General features: G+C 73.0%; 16 protein-coding genes. 6 read left to right on the forward strand and 10 right to left on the reverse strand.

Annotated features, from left to right (window positions below):
* Window positions 1–11 precede the first annotated feature (11 nt).
* Genes mhpA through ACZ6I3_RS02050 form a run of 3 tightly spaced genes read right to left on the reverse strand, consistent with a single transcriptional unit; the run spans window position 12 to window position 3,718 of the window.
* Complete coding sequence (mhpA, locus tag ACZ6I3_RS02040; protein WP_469410919.1) at window positions 12–1,613, reverse strand: bifunctional 3-(3-hydroxy-phenyl)propionate/3-hydroxycinnamic acid hydroxylase MhpA; 1,602 nt, start codon at window positions 1,611–1,613, stop codon at window positions 12–14.
* A 19-nt stretch (window positions 1,614–1,632) separates the two neighbouring features.
* Window positions 1,633–2,571, reverse strand: a complete 939-nt coding sequence (locus ACZ6I3_RS02045) for a fumarylacetoacetate hydrolase family protein (RefSeq protein WP_469410920.1) — start codon at window positions 2,569–2,571, stop codon at window positions 1,633–1,635.
* A 28-nt stretch (window positions 2,572–2,599) separates the two neighbouring features.
* A complete protein-coding gene (locus tag ACZ6I3_RS02050) occupies window positions 2,600–3,718 on the reverse strand; it encodes a VOC family protein (protein WP_469410921.1) in 1,119 nt (372 codons plus the stop codon).
* 136 nt (window positions 3,719–3,854) lie between these two features.
* Between ACZ6I3_RS02050 and ACZ6I3_RS02055 the strand changes: the two genes are divergently transcribed.
* Both ACZ6I3_RS02055 and ACZ6I3_RS02060 read left to right on the forward strand, forming a co-directional pair.
* A complete protein-coding gene (locus ACZ6I3_RS02055; protein ID WP_469410922.1) occupies window positions 3,855–4,490 on the forward strand; it encodes a TetR/AcrR family transcriptional regulator in 636 nt (211 codons plus the stop codon).
* Between the two features lie 16 nt (window positions 4,491–4,506).
* On the forward strand, window positions 4,507–5,154 hold the full coding sequence (locus tag ACZ6I3_RS02060; RefSeq protein WP_469410923.1) for a TetR/AcrR family transcriptional regulator: 648 nt from the start codon (window positions 4,507–4,509) through the stop codon (window positions 5,152–5,154).
* Between the two features lie 39 nt (window positions 5,155–5,193).
* On the opposite strand, the gene ACZ6I3_RS02065 is transcribed toward ACZ6I3_RS02060, so the two are convergent.
* Window positions 5,194–5,775 (reverse strand): TetR/AcrR family transcriptional regulator, encoded by a 582-nt coding sequence (locus tag ACZ6I3_RS02065; protein ID WP_469410924.1) that lies wholly within the window; start codon window positions 5,773–5,775, stop codon window positions 5,194–5,196.
* 172 nt (window positions 5,776–5,947) lie between these two features.
* Between ACZ6I3_RS02065 and ACZ6I3_RS02070 the strand changes: the two genes are divergently transcribed.
* Window positions 5,948–7,579, forward strand: coding sequence for an MFS transporter (locus tag ACZ6I3_RS02070; RefSeq protein ID WP_469410925.1), 1,632 nt, complete (start codon window positions 5,948–5,950; stop codon window positions 7,577–7,579).
* An 8-nt stretch (window positions 7,580–7,587) separates the two neighbouring features.
* Here the strand turns inward: ACZ6I3_RS02070 and ACZ6I3_RS02075 are convergent, their stop codons facing one another.
* The 4 genes from ACZ6I3_RS02075 to ACZ6I3_RS02090 form a co-directional block, all read right to left on the reverse strand.
* Complete coding sequence (locus ACZ6I3_RS02075; protein WP_469410926.1) at window positions 7,588–18,246, reverse strand: amino acid adenylation domain-containing protein; 10,659 nt, start codon at window positions 18,244–18,246, stop codon at window positions 7,588–7,590.
* Window positions 18,206–19,552, reverse strand: a complete 1,347-nt coding sequence (locus ACZ6I3_RS02080) for an MFS transporter (RefSeq protein ID WP_469410927.1) — start codon at window positions 19,550–19,552, stop codon at window positions 18,206–18,208. The genes ACZ6I3_RS02075 and ACZ6I3_RS02080 overlap by 41 nt, the downstream gene beginning before the upstream one ends.
* Before the next feature lie 113 nt (window positions 19,553–19,665).
* Complete coding sequence (locus ACZ6I3_RS02085; protein ID WP_469410928.1) at window positions 19,666–20,007, reverse strand: MazG-like family protein; 342 nt, start codon at window positions 20,005–20,007, stop codon at window positions 19,666–19,668.
* A gap of 47 nt (window positions 20,008–20,054) precedes the next feature.
* Entirely contained in the window at window positions 20,055–20,612 is a 558-nt protein-coding gene (locus ACZ6I3_RS02090) for a DoxX family protein (protein ID WP_469410929.1), read from the reverse strand.
* Between the two features lie 157 nt (window positions 20,613–20,769).
* Between ACZ6I3_RS02090 and ACZ6I3_RS02095 the strand changes: the two genes are divergently transcribed.
* Window positions 20,770–21,096, forward strand: a complete 327-nt coding sequence (locus ACZ6I3_RS02095) for a nuclear transport factor 2 family protein (RefSeq protein ID WP_469410930.1) — start codon at window positions 20,770–20,772, stop codon at window positions 21,094–21,096.
* 58 nt (window positions 21,097–21,154) lie between these two features.
* Complete coding sequence (locus tag ACZ6I3_RS02100) at window positions 21,155–22,141, forward strand: aldo/keto reductase (RefSeq protein WP_469410931.1); 987 nt, start codon at window positions 21,155–21,157, stop codon at window positions 22,139–22,141.
* Window positions 22,142–22,417: 276 nt separating this feature from the next.
* Here ACZ6I3_RS02100 and ACZ6I3_RS02105 read toward each other — a convergent pair whose 3' ends face one another.
* A complete protein-coding gene (locus tag ACZ6I3_RS02105; protein WP_469410932.1) occupies window positions 22,418–23,176 on the reverse strand; it encodes an SDR family oxidoreductase in 759 nt (252 codons plus the stop codon).
* A gap of 134 nt (window positions 23,177–23,310) precedes the next feature.
* On the opposite strand from ACZ6I3_RS02105, the gene ACZ6I3_RS02110 reads away from it, so the two are divergent.
* A complete protein-coding gene (locus tag ACZ6I3_RS02110) occupies window positions 23,311–24,951 on the forward strand; it encodes an alkaline phosphatase D family protein (RefSeq protein ID WP_469410933.1) in 1,641 nt (546 codons plus the stop codon).
* Here the strand turns inward: ACZ6I3_RS02110 and ACZ6I3_RS02115 are convergent.
* Window positions 24,938–25,960 (reverse strand): Gfo/Idh/MocA family protein, encoded by a 1,023-nt coding sequence (locus tag ACZ6I3_RS02115; RefSeq protein ID WP_469410934.1) that lies wholly within the window; start codon window positions 25,958–25,960, stop codon window positions 24,938–24,940. The genes ACZ6I3_RS02110 and ACZ6I3_RS02115 overlap by 14 nt on opposite strands.
* Window positions 25,961–25,993 lie beyond the last annotated feature (33 nt).

Consider the following 25,993-nt stretch of genomic DNA (forward strand, 5'->3'; position numbering starts at 1 on the left):
CTCGGTGCTCCTCAGCGCGCTTCGAGCAGGGGTGGGGTGTGGGTGGTGGTGTGCAGCAGGGGCGCCCAGGTCGTGGCTGCCGTGAACTCGACGCCCCCGTGCGGGACCACGTCCATCACGACCCGGTCCGGGCGTAGGAGTACGGCGTCCGCCCGTCCCGTGCGCAGCCATGACGCGATTCGGCCGTCGTCGCCGAGCTCGGTCACGAGGATCGTCCGGGCGCCGAGGGCATCGGCCACGGCCTGGAGGGTGGGGGACGGTGGCCCCGTCGTCAGGACCGCGAAGGAGTCGCCTAGCAGGGTGTCCAGGCGGGTGCGGTGTTCCGGGGGCCCGGCCGCCGTCACCCACGGTTGAGGGCACATGCGGCCCACCAGGCCACGGCCCGCCCCGAGAGGGCGGCTGCAGACCAGCGGGCCCGCCGTCAGGGCCGGACTGAGGTCGCGCGCGGCGGCCGTCGTCAGGCCGGGGATGCGGACCGCCGCGTTCAGCGCACCACGGCGGAGAGCGGCTGCGCCGTCCTGGCCGCCGGTCATCGCCCAGCCCATCGCGACCGCGAGCCGGATCATGTGGCGGGCGTGCGGCTTGCGTTCGCTCTCGTACGTGTCCAGCAAGCGTTCGTCCGCGCCCCGCCGGAGGACGGCGGCGAGCTTCCAGGCCAGGTTGTGCGCGTCCCGTAGGCCCGCGCACAGGCCCTGCCCGATGAACGGCGGGGTGAGGTGGGCCGCGTCGCCGAGGAGGAAGATCCGGCCCCGGCGCCAGCGGTCGGCTGTCCGGGCCCGGAAGGTGTAGCGCGCCTGGCGCAGCATCTCGAAGTCGGAAGCGTCCGTGAGGTCCACCCATGGGGCCAGCAGTTCCCGGAGCTGCTCGTCAGCCGGTTCCGTGTCGTCCTGTGCGCGGAACTCCCAGCGATAGCGGTCCTCGCCGACGCGCATGAACGTCGCCGGGCGTCGTGGATCACAGGTCTGTTCCACGCCTTCCCAGCAGCGGACCGGGAGCCTCGTGCGGACGTCTACGACGGTCCAGCGTTCCTCGAAGCGCAGGTCCTCCCAGCCGGCGCCGATGGCCTCGCGGGTGAGGCTGTTGGCGCCGTCGCAGCCGAGGACGGCGTCCGCACGCAGTACGTGTTCGCCTGCGTCGTCGCGGTAGGTCACGCGCACCGGACCGTCCTCGTTCTGCCCCACGCCGACGACCTCCACCCCGCCGCGCAGCTCGCACTCCGGCGTGCGCGCCAGGGCCCCGCGCAGGACCCGCTCCAGCTCCGGCTGGTCGAACATGCTGGTCTGCGGGAAGCCGTGGGCGCCCCGCGCGGCGCGTGGGAACTCGGCCAGCACCCGGTGTCGGGCGTCCAGCAGCCGCAGGCCCCGCGCGGGGCGGGCGATCGCGGCGAACTCTGCCTCCACACCAGCGGCCTGGAGGATGCGGCGGACCTCGTCGTCGGCGGCGACGGCACGCGGCAGGGGGTAGACGCCGTGGTGGCGTTCGAGGACGACGGTACGTACGCCGCGCCGGGCCAGGAGGAGGGCGGCGGTCACGCCCACGGGGCCGGCTCCGGCGATCACCACGGGCACGTCGGCCGCGGCGTGCTCGATCTGCTCGAAGTGCTCTACGGTCATGTGCGGCTCACCTCGGATCTCAGCGCGCGTCGGCCACGGGCGTGCGCTGCTCGCCCAGGTCCATCCTGCCGTCAGGGGTGGTGATGGTGGCGGTGACGACATCGCCCTGCCGCAGGTAACGCGGCTTCCTGGCCTGCGACTTGAAGAACGCCTTCCACTTCATCCCGGGCGGCAGCAGCGCGCCGATCTTCTCGACCGGCTTCGGCGGAGCCTTCAGCGCCGTGCCCCCCGGCGTGCCGGTCAGCAGCAGATCGCCGGGGTCGAGGGTCTGGAAGCGGGCCAGCAGGGTGAGTGCCCGGGCCGGACGGACGATCATGTCGGCGAGGGTGCGGTCCTGGCGTGGCTCGCCGTTGACCGACAACCTCAGTCGCAGGTCGGGGAGATGGGTGAAGTTCTCCGGTTCCAGAAGGCAGAGGACGGGGCCGGTCGGTGTGAAGGTGGGGTACGACTTGCTCTCGTAGAACTGGGTCCTGGTCAGCTGTACGTCCCGCGCGCTGACGTCGTTGGTGATCACGAGCCCGGCGACGTACGACGGCAGATCGCCTTCCTCTACGACGGTGCCGACGCTCAGCGGCGCGCCCATGACCAGGCCCAGCTCGATCTCGTAGTCGAGGAGCCGCACGTGCGGCGGGCGGACGATGGTGTCCTGCGGGCCGCTGACCGAGCCGGACGCCTTGCGGAAGAAGGCGGGCGGGATGTCGCCGGTGAAGCCCGAATCGCGGGCGTGGCTGCGGTAGTTGACCATCTGGGCGACCACCCGGCAGGGGGTGGTGACCGGGGAGAGGGGTGCCAGGTCGGCGACCGGTGTGCCCGCCTCGCCGGACAGAGCCGCCTTCCGTACGGCGGCCCGGTCGGCCAGGAGTTCGGCCGTGGTGACGGCCTTGGTGTCGACGGGGACGGCGCGGTCGCCGAGGGTGACCCACCAGCCGTCGGCGGTGCGCAGGACGTTGGTGCTCATGTCGGTTGCCTCTTCACGGGAGAGATGGTCAGGAGTTCGCGGCCTTCAGCAGGCCCAGCAGCCGTGCCGGATCCAGCTCGTTGTCGCCCCGCAGGGCCTGGACGACATCGCGGACGCGTTGCGGGGAGGGGCTCGCGCCGAGGAAGTCGCGGGTGGCCGGTGGGCCCCACTGGGCCAGGCCGCTCGTCGACATGGGCGCCCAGCCCGGCTCGACGTCGCAGGAGAACAGGTCGCCGTCGGCGTAGTGCTCCAGCATGAGACGGTCGGGGTCGCGCCAGTAGTCGAAGAGCTGGCTGCCCTGGATGTGCCGGCCGATGCCCCAGCTGCGCCGGTAGCCGCGCTCGGCCAGGTACTCGCCGCCGGCGGCGATGGAGTCCAGGTCGGTCACCTGGTAGGCGGAGTGGACGTAGCCCGTGCCCGGCCCCAGATGCATCGCCAGCGTGTGGTGGTCCACGGCCAGGCCGCCCTGGTCGCAGCGGATGAACGCCATGGTCGGGCCGCGCTCGCGCTGCCCGTCCAGGAAGAGGAAGTCGGACACGATCATGCCGAGCGTGTCCAGGTACCAGTCCAGGGCCCGGGTGAACACGCGGGTCTCCAGGACGACATGGCCCAGCCGCTGGATCCGGGACGGTTCGCGTGGGGGCCGTTGTGCGGCGTTCGTACGGGGGTGCCCGGTGCCGGTGTTGAGCAGGAGCGGCCGTTGTTCGGGCAGCGGCGGCAGGTCCTCGCCGCAGTGCACCACCCGTACGGGGAAGCCCGAGGGGTCGAGCAGGTCGACTGCCCTTCCGTCGCCCGGCACATCGGCGTCCCGTACGGCCGTGCCCGTCGCCCGGGCCAGCCGGTCCAGGTCGGGCCGCTCCGCCGCGCGGAAGGCCGGGCCGATGAAGCGGGACGTACGGCCGCGCCGGATCACCATGCACGGTGAGCCCGCGAAGGTGCCGCGCAGCCACAGTTCCCGCTCGGTGCGGGCGGCGACGGCGAAGCCGAAGTCCCGGGCGAAGACCTCGGCGCGGTCCAGGTCCGGCTTCTCGAACTCCAGCCAGGCCAGGTCGGCCACCTTGATCACCGGGTTCCGGGAGCGGCCGGTGTGCTCGCCACGCAGGGCGCCCCGCTCGCTGTGGAGGTCCTGATGGGCCGTCTTGGACATGACGTCCTCCAAGCAACGTTGCTGAATTGAGGAAATCATCAGCTTTGACTTTTCGATCGTCAATAGCTGCCCGCGCTGAGACTGAGGATTTCGTCAGAACTGTGACGCCCCGAGAGGCGTTGTTAGACTCGCGCGCATGCCGTCGTCAGCCCCGCCCCGCAACCGTTTCGAACGGCGCCGTGCCGAGACCCGTCAGGCACTCGTCCGCGCGGCGCGGCAGATCCTCGCCGAGACCGGGGACACCAGCGCGAGCATCCAGTTGATCGCGGAGCGCGCGGACGTCGGCTTCGGTTCCTTCTACAACCACTTCGAGTCGAAGACGGAACTGTTCGACGCGGCGGTGCGGGACGCCCTCGAAGAGCTCGGCCAGGCCTTCGACGAGCATCTGCGGGGCGTCGACGACCCGGCGGAACTCGTCGCGACCGGCTTCCGTCTCAGTGCGCGTCTGGCCGACTCCCGGCCCGAGCTGATGCAGGTGCTGCGTCACCGCGGCCTCGGGCACATCCACTCGGAATCGGGCCTGGGCCCGCGCGCGGTGCGTGATCTGGAGGCCGGTATCGCCTCCGGCCGGTTCACCATCGCCGATCCCACCGTCGCCGTGACCGCCCTGGGCGGCTCCCTGCTGGCGCTGGTGGAGCTGCGGTTCGCCCGGCCGGAGCTCGACGGCGACGAGGCCGCGTCCAGCCTCGCCGAGATGCTGCTGCGCATGCTGGGAGTGCCGCCCGAGGACGCCCGTGACGTCGCCCGCCGCCCCTTGCCCGACCTCGACTGACAGGGGCTTGAGCGCCATGAACAAACCCGTCGTCCGCGAACCGCTGCGCCGCAACTCCCGTTCCAACCGGGCCCGGATCCTCGCCACCGCCCGGCAGGAGCTCGGCCGGAACCCCGATGTGACCCTGGAGGAGATCGCACGGGCCGCCGGTGTGGTCCGCCGTACGCTCTTCGGGCACTTCCCGGGGCGTGCGGCCCTGCTGGAGGCGCTCGCCGAGGAGGCGTCCGAGACGCTGCGCGGCATCGCGGCCGGGGTTCCCGACGCGGAGGAGGCGCCGGAGCGGGCTCTCGCCCGGTTCGTTCTGTCGATCTGGCCCGTCGGTGACCGCTACCGGCTGCTCCTCTCCCTCGCCCGCCAGGATCTGGGCACGCAACGGGTGACCGAGACCCTCGCCCCGGCCCGCGACGAGGCCACCGCGATCCTGGAGCGCGGGCAGCGCGCGGGCGTGTTCCACGACCATCTGCCGGCGGCGGTGCTGAGCGCGGCGCTGGAGGCCGTCACCCTCTCCCTGCTGGAGAGCGTCAACACGGGCGCGTGGGAGGACGACGGGACCCGGACGGCGGTGGCCACGCTGGTCGCCGCGGGGGTGTCGGACGAGGCGGCCACGGTGATCGTCCGGGATGTGGCCTCGGAGATGCGGGACGGCGACGCGTCCGGCAGTTGATCGCGGCGGCAGTGATGAGCCGCTGACCTGCGTGTGAGCTCATTTGGTGGGCTCGGCAGGAGTGTCCGCCCCCACCGCGATCAGCGCCGCCCTCGCGCTGCGCGTGCCGTCGTCGCTCCACGTGCCGGCGTTCACGCAGTCCAGGAGGGTCAGAAGGAGTTTCTCCAGGGCTCTGGCGAGCGGTGCCGGTGGGATGGCTGTGCGGAAGACGCCCTGTCGCTGTCCGCGTTCGATGATCGCCGTCGCCATGTCACGGGCGGGGGCGAGGATTTCGTCGACCCGTGCCGCGCCCAGGTCCTGCGGCGCGAGTCTCAGCAGGATGCGATAGCGGTCGCCGACGGGCCAGAGGGCCAGGACGAAGTGTCGTAGAGCGGTGGCGCCATCGTCAAGGGGGCCAGGGGGCGTCGCCAGTGCGCCCCGCAGCGCCTCCGCGGCCTCCGCCGCGAGGCCCTCCACCAGCGCGGACCGGCCCGCGAAATGGCCGTAGACCGTGCGGCGCACCACCCCGGCGGCCTCGGCGATGTCCGTGAGGCTGCTGTCGGGGTCGCGGCCCAGTTCCCGTCTCGCCGCTTCCAGGATGCGGGCCCTTGTGGGGTGGGCGGGACGGCGTGGGCGGGTCATGGCGGATCCGATCTCCGGTCGACGGTCGATGGCCGCCCCTCGTCGACCGTCGACCGTCGACGAGGGGCGGCTCGATATTTGCACACCCGTGGGCAACAAACTAGTCTGCACGTCGATGGGCAAATAACTGCCCTGTCGCTTTGCCCGCCGCTTCACCCCCGAGGAGCCTCCGATGCCGCTGCTTGCCGACCCACCCGCCGAGAAGGCGACCGCCCCCTATCCGCGGCGCTGGTGGGCCCTGCTGGTGCTCTGCCTGAGCCTGCTGATCGTCGTCATGGCGAACACGTCGCTGATCGTGGCGGCGCCGGACATGACGAAGGACCTGGGCCTGACCAGCAGCGACCTGCAGTGGGTCGTCGACGGCTACACCGTCCCGTACGCCGCGCTGATGCTCGTCCTGGGCGCGATCGGCGACAAGTACAGCCGTCGCGGGGCGCTGATCCTCGGTCTGCTGATCTTCGCGGGCGGCTCGGTGATGGGCGGCATGGTCGACGAGACCGCCCTGGTCATCACGGCCCGCGCGATCATGGGCATAGGCGCCGCCGTCGTCATGCCGGCCACGCTGTCCCTACTGGTCGCGATCTTCCCGAAGGGCGAGCGGGCCAAGGCCATCACGGCCTGGAGCGCCACCTCGGGCCTCGCCATCGCCGCCGGGCCGCTCGCCGCGGGCTGGCTGCTGGAGAGCCATGCCTGGGGCTCCACCTTCCTGATCAACGTCCCCATCGCGGTGCTCGGCGTCGTCGGCGCCCTGCTTCTCGTGCCGCCGTCCAGGGCGGAGCGGATGGGCGCGATCGACTACGTCGGCGGCCTGCTCTCCATCGTCTCCATCGGCTCGCTGGTCTACGCGGCCATCGAGGGCCCGCACTTCGGCTGGGGTGCCGGCCCGATCACCGCGGCCGTGGTCGCCGGCGTCGGCCTGCTCGCCTTCGTCGCCTGGGAGCTGCGCCACCCCAACCCCATGCTGGACGTGCGCAAGTTCAGGGAGCGCCCCTTCAGCGGGTCGATGCTCGCGGTGCTGTTCTTCTTCTTCGGTACCTTCGGCTCGATCTACTACGCGACCCAGTTCCTGCAGTTCGTCCTCGGCTACAGCGCGCTGGAGACCGGCGTACGGCTGCTGCCGCTGGCCGGAGCCGTCTTCGCCGGTGCCGCGGTCACCGGCCGGCTGGCCCCGAAGCTGGGCGTGAAGCTGGTGGTGGGGACCGGTATGGCGCTCGGCACGGTGGGCGTCCTGTTGCTCACGCGGATCGAGTCGGGCTCCATGTACACCGACTTCCTGGCGCCGCTGCTGCTGCTCGGCTTCGCGATCGGCCTGAGTCTGTCCCCGGCCACCGACACCATCATGGGCTCCTTCCCCGAGTCGGAACTGGGTGTCGGCGGCGGCGCCAACGACACCGCCCTGGAACTCGGCGGCGCCCTCGGCATCGCCGTCCTCGGCTCGCTCCTCGCCACCTCCTACAAGGACAAGCTGACCGACCTGGTCGGCGGCCACCTCCCGGCCACCGCGATGGACACCGCCCAGGACTCGGTGGGCGGCGGCCTCGCGGTCGCCCAGCAGGTCGCGAAGACCCCCGACGGCGGCGCCCGGCAGGCCCAGGCCCTCATCGACGCGGTGCACGAGTCCTTCGCCCACGCCATCGCGCAGACCAGCCTCGTCGGCGCCGTCATCATGGCCGCCGGAACCCTGATCGTCATCGCCGTGCTGCCCGGCCGCAAGGCCACGGTCGAGCCCGGCGACGACGACCCGGCGGCGGAAGCCGACCGGGACGAGGAGTCCGTGGAGCCCGCCGGGTCCGCCCAGAGGTGACGCCCGGCCTACCCCCGCAGGAACCCGGTGAAGGACCTGGCCCACCCCTCGACGGTCTCCCTCGTGAACAAGTCCGTCGAGTACTCGAAGGTGACCGTGACGCGGTCGCCTTCCGGGGCGATCACGACGTACAGCTCGTTGCGGGCCACGCCCCGGACGGGGAGGGCGTGTACGGACGTCGACACGCCCTGGAGGTCCAGGGCCGGTGGCTCCGTGGTGATCACCGTGAAGAGGACCGTCGGGAACAGGGCGCCCTTCAGGTCGGGCGACACCAGGGACACCACGTCCGTCAGGGGGAGTTCCTGATGGTCGAGGGCCGTGAAGAGGGAGGCGCCGAGCTGTGCGACCAGGTCGGCGAAGGTCTCGGCCTCGGACAGTCGGGCCCGTAGCAGTACGGCATCACCCAGGATGCCGACGATCTCCGAGCGGTCGCGCCGGACGCGGTTCGCGCTGGACGCCGCCAGGACGATGTCGTTCCCCTCGCCGCACAGGTCGCCCAGCCATCTGGCGAACAGGGCCGCCAGGACCGTGTAGGTGGTGGTGCCCAGGCGGGTCGCCGTGTCGGCCAGGAGGGCGGGGGTGTCGTCGTCGATGACCCACGTGTGCAGGGCGCCCCGGCCGGACAGCGTGCCGGGGTGCGGATGGTCGTAGGGGAGGGACGGGCGCAGGGGGATGCCGTCGAGTTCCGTGCGCCAGAAGTGTTCCAGGGCTGTCCTGCGGTCGTCCGGCAGGGCGTGTTCCGACCGGGCGAAGTCCGTGAACTGCCGCACTGAGCTTGGTAGTTGAGGACTCCTGCCCGTCCGTCGCGCGTTGTACAGCTCCGCCAAGTCGCGCCGGATGATGCCCAGGGACCAGCCGTCGCAGACCGCGTGGTGGAAGACCGTCACCAGGATCCAGTGGTCGGGGGCGGCCTTTGCCAGACGGAAGCGGTGCAGCGGGGCCCGGTCCATCGCGAAGGGGGTGGACACCTGCTCGTCGCACCAGTGGTCCACCGCATCCGCCGACGTCCCCGTGAGGTCGGTGATCGGCAGCGGGACCGGGACCTCCGCCAGGACTTCCACCTCGTAGCGGCCGTCCGGCCTGCGTACCGGGCGGCCGCGCAACGCGTGATGGCGGGCCACCAGGTCCGTGAGGGCCTGGTGCAGGGCGCCGGGATCCACATCGCCGCGCAGGTCCATGCGGTGGGCGATGTTGTAGACGCTCGGGTCGGTGAGCGCGTGGTGGCGGCGCCACAGTCGGCGCAGGGTGGACGGCATCGGTGCGGTGTCCACCACACGGGGACGGGTCGCGATGCCACGGATGGTCGGATCCAGGAAGAACTCGGCCATCGTGAGGTCGACGCCCGCCTCGTCCCGCATACGGTTCAGCAGCCTGATCGCGCTCAGGGAGTGGCCGCCGAGTTCGAAGAACGACATGGTGACCGGGACCGGGTCCGCGTCCAGCTCCTCGCGCCACAGGTCGTGGAGCGTCTTCTCCAGGGCCGTCGTGGGCACGGACGCCGGAGTCTCGTCGTCGGTGCCGTCGCCCGGCGCGGGCAGGGCCGCGCGGTCCAGCTTGCCCGAGGCGTTCACCGGGAGGCGGTCCAGGGGCACCCAGCGGCGGGGCACCAGGTGGTCGGGGAGTCCGGCTGCCAGTGCCGTGCGCACGGAGTGGCAGGAGGCCCCTTGAACCAGGACCACGTACGCCACCAGTTCCGTGTCGCCGTGGCGGTCGCGGCGTGTGAGGACCGCCGCGTCCCGGACGGATGGCAGCGCCGTCAACGCCGCCTGGATCTCGCCGGGTTCCACCCGGTAGCCGCGGATCTTGACCTGGTCGTCGGCCCGGCCCAGGTAGTCCAGGGTGCCGTCCGTACGCAGACGGCCCAGGTCGCCCGTGCGGTACAGCACCCCGCCCGTCCCGTCGTCGAGGAAGGCCGCGGCGGTCTCGGCGGGGCGGCCGTGGTAGCCGTACGCCACCGGCGTCCCGCCCACATGGATCTCCCCGACCGCCCCGACCGGGACCTGCCGGCCCGTGCCGTCCAGCAGCAGAACGCGTGCTCCCGGCACCGGGGTGCCGATCGGCGGCCACTCCTCGCCGTCCGGGTCGACGCGGTGCGAGGTGACGATGACCGAGGTCTCCGTGGGGCCGTATTGGTTGTACAGCGCGCAGTGCGGGTGCGACGCGAGGAAGCGCCGGAAGGCGGCCGTGAGCTGGAGCGCCTCCCCGGCCGAGAACAGCTCGCGCAGGGACGGCAGTCGGGGAGCGGTCTCCATCAGGTACTTCAGCGGCGTGCAGGGCATGAACATCCGCTGCACCTCGTGGCGGCGCACCGCCTCGGCCACCGCCGCCGGGTCGTGCCGTACGGCGTCGTCGACCAGGACCAGCGCGGCTCCCGAGGCCAGCGTCGTGAAGATCTCCTGCACGCTGACGTCGAACGCCGGTGACGTCCATTGCAGGGTGCGGAGGGCCGGGTGGCGGCTCAGGTGCCCCTGGACCAGGTTCGCCGGGCCCCGGTGGGGGACTATGACGCCCTTCGGGCGGCCGGTCGAGCCCGAGGTGTGGATGCAGTACGCCGGGTCCTCCGGGCGGGCTCCCTCCGGTACGGGGCCGGTGGGGAGAGTGCCGTCCACCAGGGCGTCGTCCACCTGTTCCACCCGCTGGACGGGCAGTCCGGTCGCCAGGTCCGGGTGTGCGGTGAGGGCGGTGTCGGAGGTGAGCAGGAGGACGGGTGTGGCGTCGGCGAGCAGCAGTGCGAGACGGGGGGTGGGCAGGGACGGGTCGAGGGGGAGGTAGGCCGCCCCGCTCTTGAGCACCGCGAGCAGGGCCGTGATCAGGTGCGGGCCGCGCGGCAGGAGCACCGCCACCCGTTCCCCGCGTGCCGCTCCCCGGGTGCGGAGCTGCCGGGCGAGGCGGTCGGCCGCCGCGTCCAGGTCCGCGTAGGAGAGCCGATGGTCCCCGCTGATCAGTGCTACGGCGTCTGGGGTGCGGCGGGCCTGCCGTTCGAACAGGCCGTGCAGGGTGCCGGGGGACGCCGCGTCGTCGACGCCCGCCGGGTGCTCCCAGCCGGCCAGGGACGCGCGGTCGGCGGCGGTGAGGGCGGTCAGTTCGGGCAGGGGCGCGTCGGGGGCGGCCAGGGCGCGCCGCAGCACCTGCTCGACGTAGTCCACGAAACGGCGCACCGTGGTCTCGTCGAACAGGGCCGTGTCGTACTCGACCATGAACCGGACGCCGCCCGCGTGATGGGTGAGATAGACGCTGAGGTCGAACGGGGCACGGGCGCTCGGCACGTCGAGCAGGGTGGCCGTCAGACTCGGCGGGTCGAAGGCGGCCTCGCCCTCGTTCTCGTACTCCACCATCACCTGGAACAGCGGATTGCGCCCCGGGTCGCGACGCGGGTTGAGCGCGCCCACCAGCTCGTCGAAGGGGACGCCCCGGTGTTCGAATGCCGAGGTGCTGCTCTCGCGGACCCGGTGCAGCAGGGCCGGGAAGTCCGGGTCGCCGGTGAGGTTCAGGCGCAGCGGCACGGTGTCGAGGAACAGACCCACCTGGTCCTCGGCGCCGGCGGGACGCGCGGCGACCGCGGTACCGATCACCACGTCCCGCTGCCCGCTGAACCGGCCCAGGACCGCGCCGATCGCGCCGGTCAGCGTCATGAAGAGAGTGGCGCGGTGGCGTGCCGCGAACGCCCGCAGGCCGCCGGTCAGTTCGGCGTCGAGGGCGTGCGTGAGGCTCGCGCCCGCTCCCGACCTGACCGGCGGACGGGGCCGGTCGGTGGGCAGGGCCAGCTCCGGTGCGCCGCCGAGGCGCTGCCGCCAGAAGTCGAGGGACGCGGGGTCCGGCTCGGCGACCGTCGGCGGTTCGGACAGGGGTGGTGGTACGGAACCCCCGCCCCGCCGGGCGCGGTAGTAGGCGGCCAGGTCGCGGGCCAGTACGGCCGTGGACGACGAGTCGAAGACGATGTGGTGCGCCATGAGGAAGAGCAGATGGTGGTCCGGGGACAGGCGGAGCAGGCGGGCCGCGACCAGCGGGCCCGAGGCGAGGTCGAGTCCGTGGTCCGCCGCGAGCAGCGCCCGCAGGGCCTCCTCCTCCGTCGCACCCGGGTGGTCCTCCACCGGGCAGTCGAGCGGCATACGGTCGCGTATCTCCTGGTACGGGACACCGGCCGTGTCACCGAAGACCGTGCGCAGCGCCGGGTGCCGGTCCGCGACGCGGTCCAGCGCCCAGCGCAACGCCGGTACGTCCAGGGGGCCGTCGAGACGGATCGCCTTGGGCTCGTGGTACATGGCGGTGCCCGGGTGCAGTTGCTCCAGGAACCAGATGCGGCGCTGGGCCGGGGTGAGGGGCGTGCGGGGCGGCGTACGGCGGGGCTCGGGCAGGGCCCGCGCCTCGGCCTGCGAGGGCGCCTTGGGGGTCGTCCGCCGCAGGCGGTCCAGGGCCGGCAGCGCCGCCAGCACCTTCTCCTTCGGTACGCCGAAGTCCACGAAGCAGGCGATCTCGTCCGCTCCGGCGGCCAGCAGCCGCGCTACGGTCTCCGCCGCCGTGTGTTCGTCGCCGATCAGCGCGCGGGAGTCGCAGTAGCGCTCGTAGGCGCGCCCGAGGAGGAACTCCACGTCCTCCTCCGGGGTGTTCTCCAGGTCCACCTGGAAGCCGAGGCTGTTGGTGACCTGGTCGAAGAGGGAGAGGGAAGACCGCAGATACGACAGGAACGGCCGGTACGCCTCGGCCCGCGCCCGCTCCGCGTCGTCCTCCAGGTACGTGTGCACGAGCACCACGACCCGCCCCGCCGCCGGATCCAGACCGTGCTCGGCACGGCAGCGCCGGTACAGCGCGATGTTCTCGGCCAGTTGCTCCACCGTCTGCGTCATCAGATTGGTGACCACGCCGAGGTCCTCGGCGGCCGCCCGGCGGTAGCTGTCCGGGTTCCCGACGACGGCCACGTACATCGGCGGCCGTTCCTGTACGGGGCGCGGGTGCAGGCGGATCTCCACCGGGGTGCCGTCGCCCGCCGTCGTCTTCAGCGCCTGCCCCGACCACAGGTCCCGTACGGCCGTCAGATGCTCGTACATCACGTCACGGTGCCGGCCGAAGTGCTGCGGGGCGAGCGCGAAGTCGGTGGCGTGCCAGCCGCTCGCGAAACACAGGCCCGCCCGGCCGCCGGAGATGTTGTCGACGACCGACCACTCCTCGGCCACCCGGGCGGGATGGTGCAGCGGCAGCACCACGGAACCGGCGTGCAGCCGGACCCGGCTGGTCCGGGCGGCGAGGGCCGCGGCCAGGACGGAGGGGTTGGGGAAGAGCGCGCCGAAGGAGTTGAAATGCCGTTCGGGGAACCACAGGGCGTGGAAGCCGTGCTGGTCGGCGAAGTCGGCGGCGGCCATGATCAGGCCGTATTTGTCGTGGTCGGTGTGCTGGGGGTAGTCGCCGAAGAAGTAGAGGCTGAAGTCGAAAGTCTCTGAGTGCGAGGGGGAGGGAGCGGGCTGGGCAACGGGTACCGGGGGCGGGGCAGATGCCGTCGTGGTGCCGGGCGCTGTCGCGAGTACGTCCAGCTGGCGGGAGATCATCTCGCCGACCTGGCCCACCAGTTGCTCCGCCAGCTGTAGCTGCTGACCGAAGAGGGCCTGGAGGTCCTGGGCGCCTTCCTGGGGAGCGGCGGGCGCCGCCGACGGTTCGTCCTCGGCCACGGGCTCCCGCACCACCGGCGCGACCACCGCCGGCGCGACCACCGGCGGCGCGATCACCACCGGCGCGACCACCGGCGGCGCGATCACCGGTGCGTCGTCGCCCCGCAGTCGAGCGACCCGTTCGGCCAGCCGGCGCGGTGTGTCGGCCGAGTCGAACACCTCGCGGACCGGGACACGGACGCCGTAGCGCTGTTCCAGCTCGGTCGTCATGCTCATCAGGGAGAGCGAGTCGGCGCCGAGTTCGAAGAAGGAGCTGTCGGGGGTGACGTCGGCGGTCGGGCGGCCCAGCTTGTCCGCCGTCAACTGCCGTATGGCGTCCACGACTTCATCAGCCTGGGGTTTCGGCCGCTCCGGTGCCGCCCCTGGCGTCCCGGTTCGGTACGGCACCCTGCTCCGGCGCAGGGGATGCCCGGGGAGCGGAACCCGGCCCCCGTCGTCGCCGCTGAGTGTCCGCCAGTCCAGGTCGGCGCCCCTGCGGTACAGCGAGCCGAGCGCCGTCAGGAACCCGTGGGCCTGCTCGGCGGCCCCGTTCCCCTCACCCTGCCCGCTCAGCCAGCGGCTGTCGGGAACACAGTGCCGGCCGAGCCCGGTCAGGGTCCGCCCGGCGCCGGTCTCCACGAAGTCCCGGAACCCCTGCTCGACGGCCGTGTCCATGGCGAGGTCGAAGCGGACCGGCTGCCGGGCCTGCCGGCAGAGGTAGTCCACGTCGACCGTCCAGCCCGCCGGGCGCGGCTCGCCGTCGGCCGTGGTCACCAAGGGGGTGTGCAGCGGCCGGTACGTCACCTCGCGCGCCCGGGTCCGGAACTCGTCCAGCGCGCTGTCGACGGCCGCGGAGTGGAACGCCCGGTCGACCGGCAGCGCACGCCACCGCAGGCCGTCCAGGTCGAGCAGTCGTGCCGCCTCTTTCAGGGCCCCGGGCGGGCCCGAGAGCACCTGGGCGCGCGGGCCGTTGACCGCGGCGAGTTCCGCACCGGCGGCGTCCGCGACTCGTCGGGCGGTGGCCAGGTCGGCCCGGACGGCGAGCATGCCTCCGGCCGGACAGCGGGCCTGCATGAGGCGCCCGCGCCAGGCGGTGAGCCGCAGCCCGTCCTCCAGGGTCAGGGCGCCCGCGGCGTACAGGGCGGCGTACTCGCCGACGCTGTGGCCGAGCAGGAGCCCGGGGCGTATACCGGCAGCCCACCAGGCGTCGGCCAGTGCCGCCTGATGGGCGAAGAGGGCGGCCTGCGCGGTCTCGGTGGGCCAGATGTCGTCTTCCGCGGCGGGACCGGCGGGACCGGGAGCGGCCAGGAGCGGTTCCAGCAGGCTCCCGCCGAACTCCCCGGCGTAGAGCTTCTCGCACCGGTCGAGTGTGGCCCGTGCGGCCGGGTGCGTGGCGTGGAGGCCGCTCGCCATGCCGCGACGGGCGCTGCCCTGGCCCGGGAAGGCGAAGGCGACCGGGCCCGGAGGGGAGGCCTCGGGGAAGTGGTCTTCGTTCAGGGCGCGGGCGAGTTCGCCGGCCGTGCGGCCGACCACGGCGGTGCGTGCCGTGCGGTGCGGCCTGCCGAGGGCCAGGGTGGCGGCCACGTCGGCGGCCGGGAGGTCCGGCAGGGCCAGCAGCCGGTCGCGGAGCCCGGCCGTGAGCTCGGCGAGGGCCTCGGGGTCGCGGGCCGACACGGGGACCAGGACGGGCCGTTCCTCGGCGGAACGCGGGCGAGCGGGCGAGGCCTCCTCCAGCACCACATGGGCGTTGGTGCCGCCGACGCCGAGCGCGCTGACCCCGGCCCGGCGGGGCACACCGTCCGGCACCGACCAGGGACGTAGCTCCCTGGCCAGCGTCAACCGGCCGTCGGCCAGCGGGAGTTCCGGGTTGGGCCGGTTCAGATGCGGTGTCGGCACCAGGGTGCGGTGGCGCAGCATCAGGACCGTCTTGATGAGCCCGGCCATCCCGGCACAGCTGTCGAGGTGCCCGATGTTCGGCTTCACCGAGCCGACGACACACCCGCCGGAACGGCCCGAGCGCCCCGCGTCCTCGCCCAGCACCCTTGCCAGCGCCGTGAGTTCCACCGGGTCGCCGAGCCGCGTCCCGGTGCCGTGCGCCTCCACGTACGAGATCGTCCCCGCGGGTACGCCGGCCCTGCGCAGGGCCTGCCGTACGACGTCGGCCTGCCCCTCGACTCCGGGGGCGCTGAAGCCGACCTTGGCGGCGCCGTCGTTGTTGACCGCGGAGCCCAGGATCACCGCGTGCACGGTGTCGCCGTCGGCCAGCGCCCGGTCGAGGCGCTTGAGCAGGACGGCGGCCACGCCGTTGCCGCCGACCGTGCCGTCGGCCTCCGCGTCGAAGGCACGGCACCGTCCGGTGGGCGACAGGATCGACCCGGGGTGGCTGTGATAGCCGCTCTCCTGGGGCAGATGCACGGCCGCCGCGCCCGCCAGCGCCAGGTCCGTGTCACCGGTCAGCAGCGCCTGGACCGCCAGGTGCACCGCGACCAGCGACGTGGAACAGGCCGTCTGCACACCGATCGCCGGGCCGGTGAGACCGAGCCGGTAGGCGACCCGGGTGGCGAGGAAGTCCGGCTCCTGCCCGATGGCCGTCTGCATTCCGGCGGCCGGGTCGGCCGGATCGTACGGCGAGCCGGTGGCGGACGGCCGCTGGTGGTCGTAGAGGTTCATGCCCGACCCGGCGAACACCCCGACCCTGACGCCCGGCGCGGTCCCCGCGTGGCCGCCGTCCTCCAGTGCCTGGTGGCAGCACTCCAGGAACAGCCGGTGCGCGGGGTGCGTGAGCCCGGCCTCCTTGGGGCTCAGCCCGAAGAAGTCCGTGTCGAACTCCTCGACGCCGTCCAGGACCCCGGCGACGGGCACATGGCCGGAGGACGTGGGCGCGTGGCCGGAGGCCGTGGGCTGCGGCTCGCCGAACACCCGGACGCTGTCCACGCCGTCCCGCAGATTGCCCCAGAACTCCTCCGCCGAGTTCGCGCCGGGGAAGCGCAGCGCCAGTCCGATGACGGCGACCCGTCGCTCGGGCGAGTGGGTCGTGCCGTCGTAGGTCTCCGTTTCCGGCGCGATTGCCGTCGCCGGCCCGCTCGCGAGATGCGCGGCGAGTGCCGTGACCGTCGGATGCTCGAAGAACGCGGTCTGCGCGACCGGCATGCCGAGACGTTCCGCCAGCCGGCTTCGCAGGCGCACCAGCAGTACGGAGGTCAGGCCGAGTTCGTAGAACGGCACGTCCGCGACGACGGGGCCGCCCAGCACGGCGGCCAGTTCCTCCCGGACGGCTCGGGTCACGGTGTCCGCGTCCGGGGCCGTGGCGCCGAAGCCACCGTCGACCAATCTGCTCTGGAGTTCCGCGCGGCGCACCTTGCCCGCGGGGGTGCGCGGGAACTCGTGGGCCGGCACGGGCAGGACGTACGCGGCGGTGAGCCTGAGGCGGGTGAACAGCGCCGCCTTCAGCTCCGCGGCGATCCGGGTGTCCTCGGCGGCGCCGCGGCTGACGAAGAACACCGCGAGTTCCTCCGTGCCCCGCTCCGGATGCGGGATGCCGCAGGCGGCGATCTCGCCCTGCCGGACCCCGTCGACGGCGGTGGCGGTCTCCTCCACCTCGTGGCAGTACACGTTGTGGCCGTTGAGGATGATCAGGTCCTTGCGCCGGCCCGTGATGACGACCTGGCCGGAGTCGAGGAAGGCCAGATCGCCCGTGTCCAGCCAGTCCCGTCCGGCGGGGTAGGCCGCGGCGTCCGCCTCGGGGTTGTCGACGTAGCCGGGGGTGAGCCGCGCGGGGGAGTGGACCTGGAGCCGCCCGATCCGGCCCGGCGGGGCGAGGTCGCCGTGGTCGTCGACGACGCGCAGGGTGACGCCGTGGGCGGGCGAGCCGGACGCGACGAAGGTGACGCAGTCGGCGTCCGGGGCGTCCGCGCCGGCCGGGACCAGGTCCCCGCCCAGGCTGCTCTTGAGCAGGCGGTGCACGGTCCCGGGCCGGTCGAGGCGGCCGTAGGTGACGGCCGTGACCGTCTCGGCCATGCCCCACACCGGGGCGATGTGCTCCTCGCGCACCCCGTACGGGGCCGTCGCGTCGAGGAAGTGGCGCAGCACCGGCAGCACGACCCGTTCGCCCCCGCACAGCAGCGACTTGAGGCCGCCCAGGTCCCAGTGGCCGTCGGGCCGCTCGGCGAGCGCGTCCGCGACCAGCCGGTAGGCGAAGGTGGGCGCCCAGCTGTGTCGCGCCCGGTGTTCGTGGAGGAGGTCCAGCCAGCGCAGCGGGTCGGCGAGCACCTGCTCGGTGGGCGCGTGGACGTTGGTGCAGCCGGTGAAGACCGCGAGCAGGTGGTAGAGCAGGAAGGCGCCGCTGTGGTCGACCGGCAGCCAGTTCACCATGGTGTCGTCCGGGCGGACGTCGAGGATCCGCCGGCTGCTCGCCGCGAAGTCGGCGAGCCCGGCGTGCGTCAGCCGCGCCGCCTTGGGGACGCCGGTGCTGCCCGAGGACAGCATCAGCAGGGCGGTGTCGGACGGGTCCGGCGTGACGTGGTCGTCGTCGGCGTCCCCGGCCGGCGCGTTCAGGCAGTCCCCGGCGAGGGCGACGCGCGGCGCGGGCGTGGCGTGGGCGAGTGCGGCGGCGCCGGGCGCGTCGGTCAGGACCAGGGGCCGGTCGAGTAACGCGCAGGCCTCCCGCAGCCGTTCGAAGGCCGGGGAGCCCGGCGCGGGATGCTCGGCGATGGCCACCGGCAGGGCGCCGCCGAGCACACAGGCCCAGAAGGCGGGGAAGAACTCGGCGAGCGGCAGCCCGCACAGCACCACCGTGTCGCCGCGCCGCAGCCCGTGGGCCCGCAGACCGGCGAGCATACGGCGGGCCGCGTCCAGCAGTTCGGGATACGACCGCGAGGTGGTCGTGCCGTCGGCGGCGACGGTGACGACGGCTCCGCCGGAGGCGGACCGGGCGGCGCTCAGCAGAGCCCGCACGGCGTCGATTGGATCGGCCTCGGTGCGCTCGGGCTCAGGGCCCTGGCAGAGGGCGTGCCCCCGTAGACGTTCCATGCGTGTCCTCTCCCTTTTCCCCGCTGGTGGACGAACGGTCCGATTCCCTGTGGGTGGACGATCGGTCTGAGTGGCCCCGGTCTCTACGCGCGTCGCGCCGCCGGACGGTGAGCAGCAGCAGAAGCAGCGCCCCGCACGCCGCCGCCCCGTGGAAGACACCCACGACGGCGAGCGCGGGCAGGGCCTCGAGCGCGGCCGCGGCGGCGATCGTGCCCAGGGCGAACCCGGACTGCTCGGCGGTGGCGGACAGCCCGAACAGCCGGCCCCGCTGCCGGTCGGGGGCCGCCTGGAGGCGCGAGGTGTAGACGATCTCGGTCCAGCCGTCCGCGAACCCTGCCGCCACGGCCGCCGCGATCAGGGCCGGGGCGGGCGGTCCGGTGAACGCGGCCACGAAGCACAGCGACATCGCGCAGGTGCCTACGGCGAACGCCCGCTCGCCCCAGGACGTCCCGTGCGACCGGCGTTTGAGGACCTGGTGGGCGAGCAGGGTGCCCACCGCCCACGCCGCCCAGAACCGGGCCATGAACACCGCCGGATCGGACGGCTCGGCCGCGTGCGCCGCCAGCGGCAGGGCGACGTTGTGCGACGCGGACGCCAGCGCGTCGAGCCCGCGCAGCGCGATCAGGGCGAGCAACGGGCCCGCGAGGCCCGCCGTTCGGCGCCGCAGCCGCCCGCCACGCCCCGGCGAGGCCCCGTCGCCGCCCTCTTCCGTCGCGCCCGCGTCGCCGCCGGTGTCGCTCTCGCCGCCGGTGTCCGTACGCGGCCGGAGCAGCAGCACCGCCGCGGCGGACACCGCGAAGCTCGCCGCGTTGACCCCGAACGCGGCACCGAAACCGCCGAGCGAGATGACCGGCGCGGCCGAGGCGAAGCCCAGCACCGTGGCGACGGACCTGGCCGTGACCAGCACCCCGTTCGCCCGGGCGCGGTCGTCCTGCCCGACCATGACCGGGACCGCGCTGCGCAGGGCGACGTTGAAGAACGTGTTCCCCGCGCCCAGCACGACCACCGCCCCGAGCAGCACCCCCAGCGGCGTGCGCGACGCCCAGAGGGCGAGCACCACCATGGCGAGGGTCTGGGCGAGGTCCGTCGCCACCATGACGGTCCGGCGCGTGAGCCTCGCGGTCACGGCCCCGGCGGTGAGACCTGCCGTGACACCGGACAGCAGCCGCACCGCCATCACCGCGCCCACGCCCAGGGCGCTACCGGTGACCTCGTACGAGAACAGGCTGAGCGCGATCAGATTCAGGTAGGTCCCGTAGGCCGACACGGCGTGCGCGACCACCAGGGACCGGAACCCTGAGTCCACCCCCGTCACCAAACCCCTCACCCGGCAGGGCCTGGATTCGGCCGCTCGGCATATTCGTTCGCAGCGTAGCCCGACGAAGCGGCGGGGGCGGGGTGTTGTGGAGTATCGGATGATCAGGGCGGCGAGGCGAGGGACCGCCGCGTCACCCGCTCCAGATGCCGGGCGAACACCTCGCGGGCGTCCGGCGTCAGCGTCCGCAGCGCCACCAGCGCCGTGATGACGACATCGCACAGCTCCGACTGCACGTCGTCCCAGCCGTGGGTCACGCCCTTGCGCGGGTTCTGGCCGGTCGCGCCGATCACCGCCTCGGCGACCTCCCCGACCTCCTCGGACAGCTTCAGGACGCGCAGGAGCACGCCCTCGCGGCCCTCGACGGCGCGGTGGGTGTCGAGCCACTCCCACAGGGCGTCGACGGCGGCCCACAGCTCGGGTCCGGGCGGTGTCTGATCGTTCATGGGGCGGCAGCCTGCCACGAGGGTCTGACAACGCCCGGTCGGCCGCCCTACTCCAGGTACTCCTCGTCGAACAGCGGGTCCTGCTCGCCTTCCTTCGCCTTCCGCAGTCTCCTGGTGCGCGCCCCCACGACCAGCACGGTCCCGGCCGCCGTCGCCGCGAACGCCGCCGGAATCATCCAGCCCCGGTTCACCGCGTGCCCGAGCAGATGGTCCAGGGAGAGCCGCCCCGGGCCGGTGACGGCCAGGCCGGCGGCCGTCAGGCCCAGCGTCGCCGCGTACTCGTAGCCGCCGCCCTGGTTGAAGAACCCGTTCGGCGTGTGCACCGCGGCCGCCCCGGCCATCGCGCCGACCGCCGCGGCACCGGCCGCCGGAGTGGCCAGGCCCAGGGCCAGCAGTGTGCCGCCGCCGGTCTCCGCGAGGCCCGCGGCCGTCGCGCTCACCTTGCCCGGGACGTAGCCGACGGACTCCATGAACTGCCCGGTGCCCTCGATGCCGCCCCCGCCGAACCAGCCGAACAGCTTCTGCGTGCCGTGGGCGGCCAGCACACCGCCCGTCCCCAGCCGGAGCAGCAGCAGGCCCAGATCACGTCGGTCGTAACGGCTCACGTCGTCTCCCGGAGCGGACGGCACGGCGAAGGAGTGTTCCTCGTCGTGTTTCCACCGTCGCACCCCTGACCTCCCGCGACACCCGGCGGAGCCGCCCGGGACGCCGTTCGGGTGGCACGGGTGGCGGGGGTGGCGGACCGGTACGAGGCTGGCTGGCATGACGATTCAGACCACGCGCCTCAGTGACCCGGCCGTCCGCGCCTTCGTGACCGCCGTGAACAACCACGACCGCGAGAGCTTCATGGAGCTGCTCGCGCCGGGCGCGACCATGGCGGACGACGGCTCCGACCGCGACCTCGCCGACTGGGTGGACCGGGAGATCTTCCTGTCGCACGGCCACATGCAGGTCGACAGCGAGTCCAACGACGGCCGTTCCCTCGTCGCCCACTACAACAACGACACCTGGGGCGAGATGCGCACCCGGTGGAGCTTCACGGTCGACGACGACGGCAGGATCACCCGCTTCGAGACCGGGCAGGCCTGAAAGACCCCGTCCCGGGGCCTTGTCTTCGCGTGGGCTCCAACTCATAGCGTCCCCGGGCATGGAGACCACACGCACACTGGGACGCAGCGGCATCGAGGTGAGCGCCCTGGGCTTCGGCTGCTGGGCGATCGGCGGGGAGTGGCACGCGCCCGACGGGCAGCCGTTCGGCTGGGGCAAGGTCGACGACGAGGAGTCCGTACGGGCGGTGCGGCGCGCCCTCGACCTGGGCGTCACCTTCTTCGACACGTCCGACAACTACGGCACCGGGCACAGCGAACGCGTCCTGGGCCGGGCCCTCGGCAAGCGCAGGGCCGACGTCGTCGTCGCCACCAAGTGGGGCTACCTCTTCGACGAACGGACGCGGACCGCCGACGGCAGCGACGACTCCCCGGAACACCTGCGCCGCGCGCTGACCGCGTCCCTGCGCCGCCTCGGCACGGACCATGTGGACCTGTACCAGTTCCACATCGGGGACGCCGCCCCCGAGCAGGCCGCCCGGCTCCGCGAAGCCTGCGAGGACCTGGTGCGCGAAGGGCTGATCCGCGCCTACGCCTGGAGCACCGACGACCCGGCCCGCGCCGCCGTGTTCGCCGAGGGCCCGCACTGCGCCGCCGTCCAGCACGCGCTCAACGTCCTCCAGGACGCGCCCGAGATGCTCCGGCTGTGCGAGGAGGCGGGCCTGGCCAGTGTCAACCGCAGTCCGCTGGCCATGGGGCTGCTCACCGGGAAACGCCGGGCTGGTCAGCCGCTGGAGAGCGGGGACATCCGCAGCAGGCCGCCGGCCTGGCTCCAGGGGTTCGGTGACGGATCGGGCGCCGACCCCGAGTGGCTCGCCCGCGTCGAGGGCCTGCGCGCCGTCCTCACCAGCGAGGGCCGGACCCTGGCCCAGGGCGCCCTGGCCTGGCTGTGGGCCCGCAGCCCCGCCACCGTCCCCATCCCCGGCTTCCGCACGGTCGCGCAGGCGGAGGAGAACGCGGGTGCGATGGCGAAGGGAGCGCTGACCGGCGGGCAACTGGCCGAGATAGACCGGCTGCTCGGGCGGTAGCCGTCGTCGAGCTGTGCGGCAGTCGTTCCACGTACCGGTGCGTACCCCGCGGTCCCACGCGGGGTCCACCCCCACCCGGTGCCGTGGAACGACTGCCGCATCCCCCCTGGATGTGGCCGATGGATCCGACCTACGGAAGCTCTCTGCTCCAAGTGTGAAGCTTTGGTGTAGGAGAGTTGAGCATAAGCGGCCGACCGGCCGCAATAGGGCGGACGTTGAAATTCCGGTTGTGCAGGTTGACGGGTTGACGACCGGCGGCCGCCGTCGATCGGGCCCTCAGCCGCGCCCGACGTACGGCATCGCCGTGGCGAGTACGGTCGCGAACTGCACGTTCGCGTCCAGCGGCAGCTCCGCCATGTGCCGCACCGTGCGGGCCACATCGGCGACATCCATCACCGGCTCCGGAGCCACCTCCCCGTTCGCCTGGAGCGCTCCCGTCCGCATACGGGACGTCATGTCGGTCGCCGCGTTGCCGATGTCGATCTGCCCCACCGCGATCCCGTACGGCCGCCCGTCCAGCGACAGCGCCTTGGTCAGGCCGGTCAGCGCGTGCTTGGTCGCGGTGTAGGCCACCGAGTGCGGCCGGGGCGTGTGCGCCGAGACGGACCCGTTGTTGATGATCCGCCCGCCCCGCGGGTCCTGCTCCTTCATCTGCCGGTACGCCGCCTGCGCGCACAGGAACGCCCCGTTGAGGTTGGTGTCCACCACATGCCGCCACGCGTCGTAGGGCAGCTCCTCGACCGGCACGCCGCCGGGCCCGAACGTGCCCGCGTTGTTGAACAGCAGGTCGACCCGCCCGAAACGCCCGACGGCGGCCTCGAAGAGGGCAGCCACGTCCTCGGGGCGTGAGACGTCCGTCCGTACGGTGAGAGCCGCGCCCTCGGGCGCCAGGGCCGCCGTCTCCTCCAGGGTCTCCACGCGCCGGCCCGCCAGCGCCACCGACCAGCCCGCGCGGAGCAGTTCCACGGCCACCGCCCGGCCGATCCCGGAACCCGCCCCGGTCACCACCGCGACTGCATTTTCCTTGGCATTCATGGGCCCGCAGCGTACGGGAGGCCCCGCCATCCGGAACTCATCCGTCCGTCACGTGCGTGCGGTGTACACGTCGACCAGGTGTCGACCCCGGCCACTCGAATGCCCCTTGCAGCCATTCGCCAGGGGAGGACCGGATGACACCCGCAGCACGCCCGTCCCAGCACGCCCCCGAACTCCGCGCGGCCGCCCGGCACATCGGCCGACGCGGCTTCCTCACCACCACCGGGGCCGCCGCCGCGCTGGCCTTCGCGACCAATCTGCCCTCGGCCGGAGTCGCGGCCGCCGCCGAACTCGACGCCGCGCGGATCACCGAGAACCCGTTCACGCTAGGCGTCGGTTCAGGCGACCCCCAGCCCGGCTCCGTGATCCTGTGGACCCGCCTCGCACCCGCCCCGTTCCAGGCCGACAGCGGACTGCCCGCCGAACGCGTCACCGTCCAGTGGGAACTGGCCCACGACGAGCGGTTCCGCCGTATCGCCCGGCGCGGCACCGTCACCGCGCACCCCGAGTTCCACCACACCGTCCATGTGGAGGCGAGCGGTCTGGAGGCCGGCCGCGGCTACCACTACCGCTTCCGCGTCGGCCGTTGGGTCAGCCCGGCCGGCCGTACCCGCACCGCCCCGGACCCCGGCAGCCGGGTCCAGGAGCTCACCCTCGCCGCCGTCTCCTGCCAGGCCTACACGGACGGCTACTACACGCCGTACGCGCATCTCGCCGCCGACGACGTCGATCTCGTCTTCCACCTCGGCGACTACCTCTACGAGTACGCCGTCAACTCCGTCGGCGGACAGCGCAAGTACACCGACCGGGCGCTGCCCGACCTGTTCAACCGCGAGACGCTGACCCTGGACGACTACCGGCTGCGGTACGCCCTCTTCAAGTCCGACCCGGACCTGAGCGCCGCGCACGCCGCGCACCCGTTCGTCGTCACCTGGGACGACCACGAGACCGAGAACAACTACGCCGACGAGATCCCCGAGAACAACGTCCCGCCGGAGGAGTTCCTGCTGCGCCGCGCCTCCGCCTACCGCGCCTACTGGGAGAACCAGCCGCTGCGGCGCCCGCAGCGCCCGGCCGGATCCGATATGCAGCTCTACCGCCGCCTGCGCTGGGGCCGGCTCGCCCAGTTCGACGTCCTCGACACCCGCCAGTACCGCTCCGACCAGGCCTACGGAGACAAGGGGCACGTGCCAGGACCCGAGTCCGACGACCCGGCGCGCACCATGACCGGGGCGACGCAGGAGCGGTGGCTGCTCGACGGCTGGCGCTCCTCGCGGGCGCTGTGGAACGTCGTACCGCAGCAGGTCATGTTCGCCCGGCGGCACATGGACGCGACCACCCCGTCACGGGTCTCGATGGACGCCTGGGACGGCTACAGCGCCTCTCGCCGGCGCGTCCTCGACGGCGCGAAGGCCGCCGGCGTGGAGAACCTGATGGTGCTCAGCGGCGACGTGCACTCCGCGTACGCCTTCGACATCAAGGACGACTTCGACGCCCCGTCCTCCGCGACTCTCGGTACGGAGATCGTGACGACGTCGATCTCCAGCGGCGGGGACGGCGCCGACAAGCCCCCGACCTGGGACACCTACATGGGCGCCAACCCGCACCTGAAGTTCTTCAACGGGCGGCGCGGTTACGTCACCGTCGCCCTCGGGCAGGAGTCCGCGCGGGCCGACTTCAAGACCGTGCCGTACGTGACCACGCAGGGGGCGCCGGTCACGACGGCCGCGTCCTTCGTCACGGAGGTGGGGGAGCAGGGGCTCAAGCCGGCGTGAGGCGCGGCTCGCCCGTCTCCCCGGGGTAGCGGACGCCGACGCGGTCCCGGATCGCGTCGAGCGTCCGCATCACGGCGAGCGTGCCGTCGAGCGGGACGAGTGGGGACTCCGTCTCACCGGCGCGCACGGCGCGCATCACCTCGGCGGCCTCGTGCCGCAGGCTGTTGCGGGGCCCGTCCGCCGGATCGGCCGTGAACTCCTCCGCGTCACGGCCGTCCCGGTGCAGCACAAAACGGTCCGGGAAGAAGAACCCGCCCGGGATGTCGATACGCCCCCGCGAGCCGGTCACCGAGGCGGAGGTCGCCGTACCGCCGACGATGGAACAGTGCACCGAGCCGAGAGCGCCGCTCTCCCAGGACAGCAGTGCACCCGTCTGGAGATCGACGCCCTCCTCCGAGAGCACCGCCCGCGCGGCGACGTCCGACGGCTCCCCGAGCAGCAGCTGCGCGAACGACACCGGATACACGCCCAGATCGAGCAGCGCGCCCCCGCCCAGCTCCGGGTTCCGCAGCCGGTGCGAGGGCGGGAAAGGACCGGCCAGCCCGAAATCGGCCTGCACACTGCGCACTTCGCCGATCGCACCGTCGTCCACCAGCGACTTCAGCCGGCGCACCAGCGGATTGCAGTACATCCACATCGCCTCCATCAGGAAGCGCCCGTGCTCCCGCGCCAGCGCGACGAGTTCCGCCGCCTCGCGCACGTTCAGCGTGAACGGCTTCTCGCACAGCACGTTCCGCCCGGCCGCCAGACACAGACCGGCCGCGGTCCGGTGGGCCGTGTGCGGCGTGGCGACGTAGACGACATCGATGTCCTCGTCCCGCGCGAGCGCGTTCCAGTCGCCGTACGCCCGGGGTATCCCGAACCGCTCCGCGAACGCCTTCGCCGACTCCTCGGACCGCGACGCCACCGCCACGACCTCCGCGTCCGACAGGTCGATCAGATCCGCCGTGAACGAGGCCGCGATCCCCCCGGTCGCCAGGACGCCCCACCGCACCGTGTCCGCCGTCATACCGCGCCGCCTTCGCCTTGTGACCCCGAGCAG

This window comes from Streptomyces sp. NPDC041940, from assembly GCF_055589465.1.

Coding starts and splice junctions, on each gene's coding strand:
- ACZ6I3_RS02115 (WP_469410934.1), bottom strand. CDS start 25,960: ATGACGGCGGACACGGTGCGGTGGGGCGTCCTGGCGACCGGGGGGATC.
- ACZ6I3_RS02045 (WP_469410920.1), bottom strand. CDS start 2,571: ATGAGCACCAACGTCCTGCGCACCGCCGACGGCTGGTGGGTCACCCTC.
- ACZ6I3_RS02100 (WP_469410931.1), top strand. CDS start 21,155: ATGGAGACCACACGCACACTGGGACGCAGCGGCATCGAGGTGAGCGCC.
- ACZ6I3_RS02075 (WP_469410926.1), bottom strand. CDS start 18,246: ATGGAACGTCTACGGGGGCACGCCCTCTGCCAGGGCCCTGAGCCCGAG.
- ACZ6I3_RS02070 (WP_469410925.1), top strand. CDS start 5,948: ATGCCGCTGCTTGCCGACCCACCCGCCGAGAAGGCGACCGCCCCCTAT.
- ACZ6I3_RS02105 (WP_469410932.1), bottom strand. CDS start 23,176: ATGAATGCCAAGGAAAATGCAGTCGCGGTGGTGACCGGGGCGGGTTCC.
- ACZ6I3_RS02055 (WP_469410922.1), top strand. CDS start 3,855: ATGCCGTCGTCAGCCCCGCCCCGCAACCGTTTCGAACGGCGCCGTGCC.
- ACZ6I3_RS02095 (WP_469410930.1), top strand. CDS start 20,770: ATGACGATTCAGACCACGCGCCTCAGTGACCCGGCCGTCCGCGCCTTC.
- ACZ6I3_RS02085 (WP_469410928.1), bottom strand. CDS start 20,007: ATGAACGATCAGACACCGCCCGGACCCGAGCTGTGGGCCGCCGTCGAC.
- mhpA (WP_469410919.1), bottom strand. CDS start 1,613: ATGACCGTAGAGCACTTCGAGCAGATCGAGCACGCCGCGGCCGACGTG.
- ACZ6I3_RS02060 (WP_469410923.1), top strand. CDS start 4,507: ATGAACAAACCCGTCGTCCGCGAACCGCTGCGCCGCAACTCCCGTTCC.
- ACZ6I3_RS02110 (WP_469410933.1), top strand. CDS start 23,311: ATGACACCCGCAGCACGCCCGTCCCAGCACGCCCCCGAACTCCGCGCG.
- ACZ6I3_RS02065 (WP_469410924.1), bottom strand. CDS start 5,775: ATGACCCGCCCACGCCGTCCCGCCCACCCCACAAGGGCCCGCATCCTG.
- ACZ6I3_RS02050 (WP_469410921.1), bottom strand. CDS start 3,718: ATGTCCAAGACGGCCCATCAGGACCTCCACAGCGAGCGGGGCGCCCTG.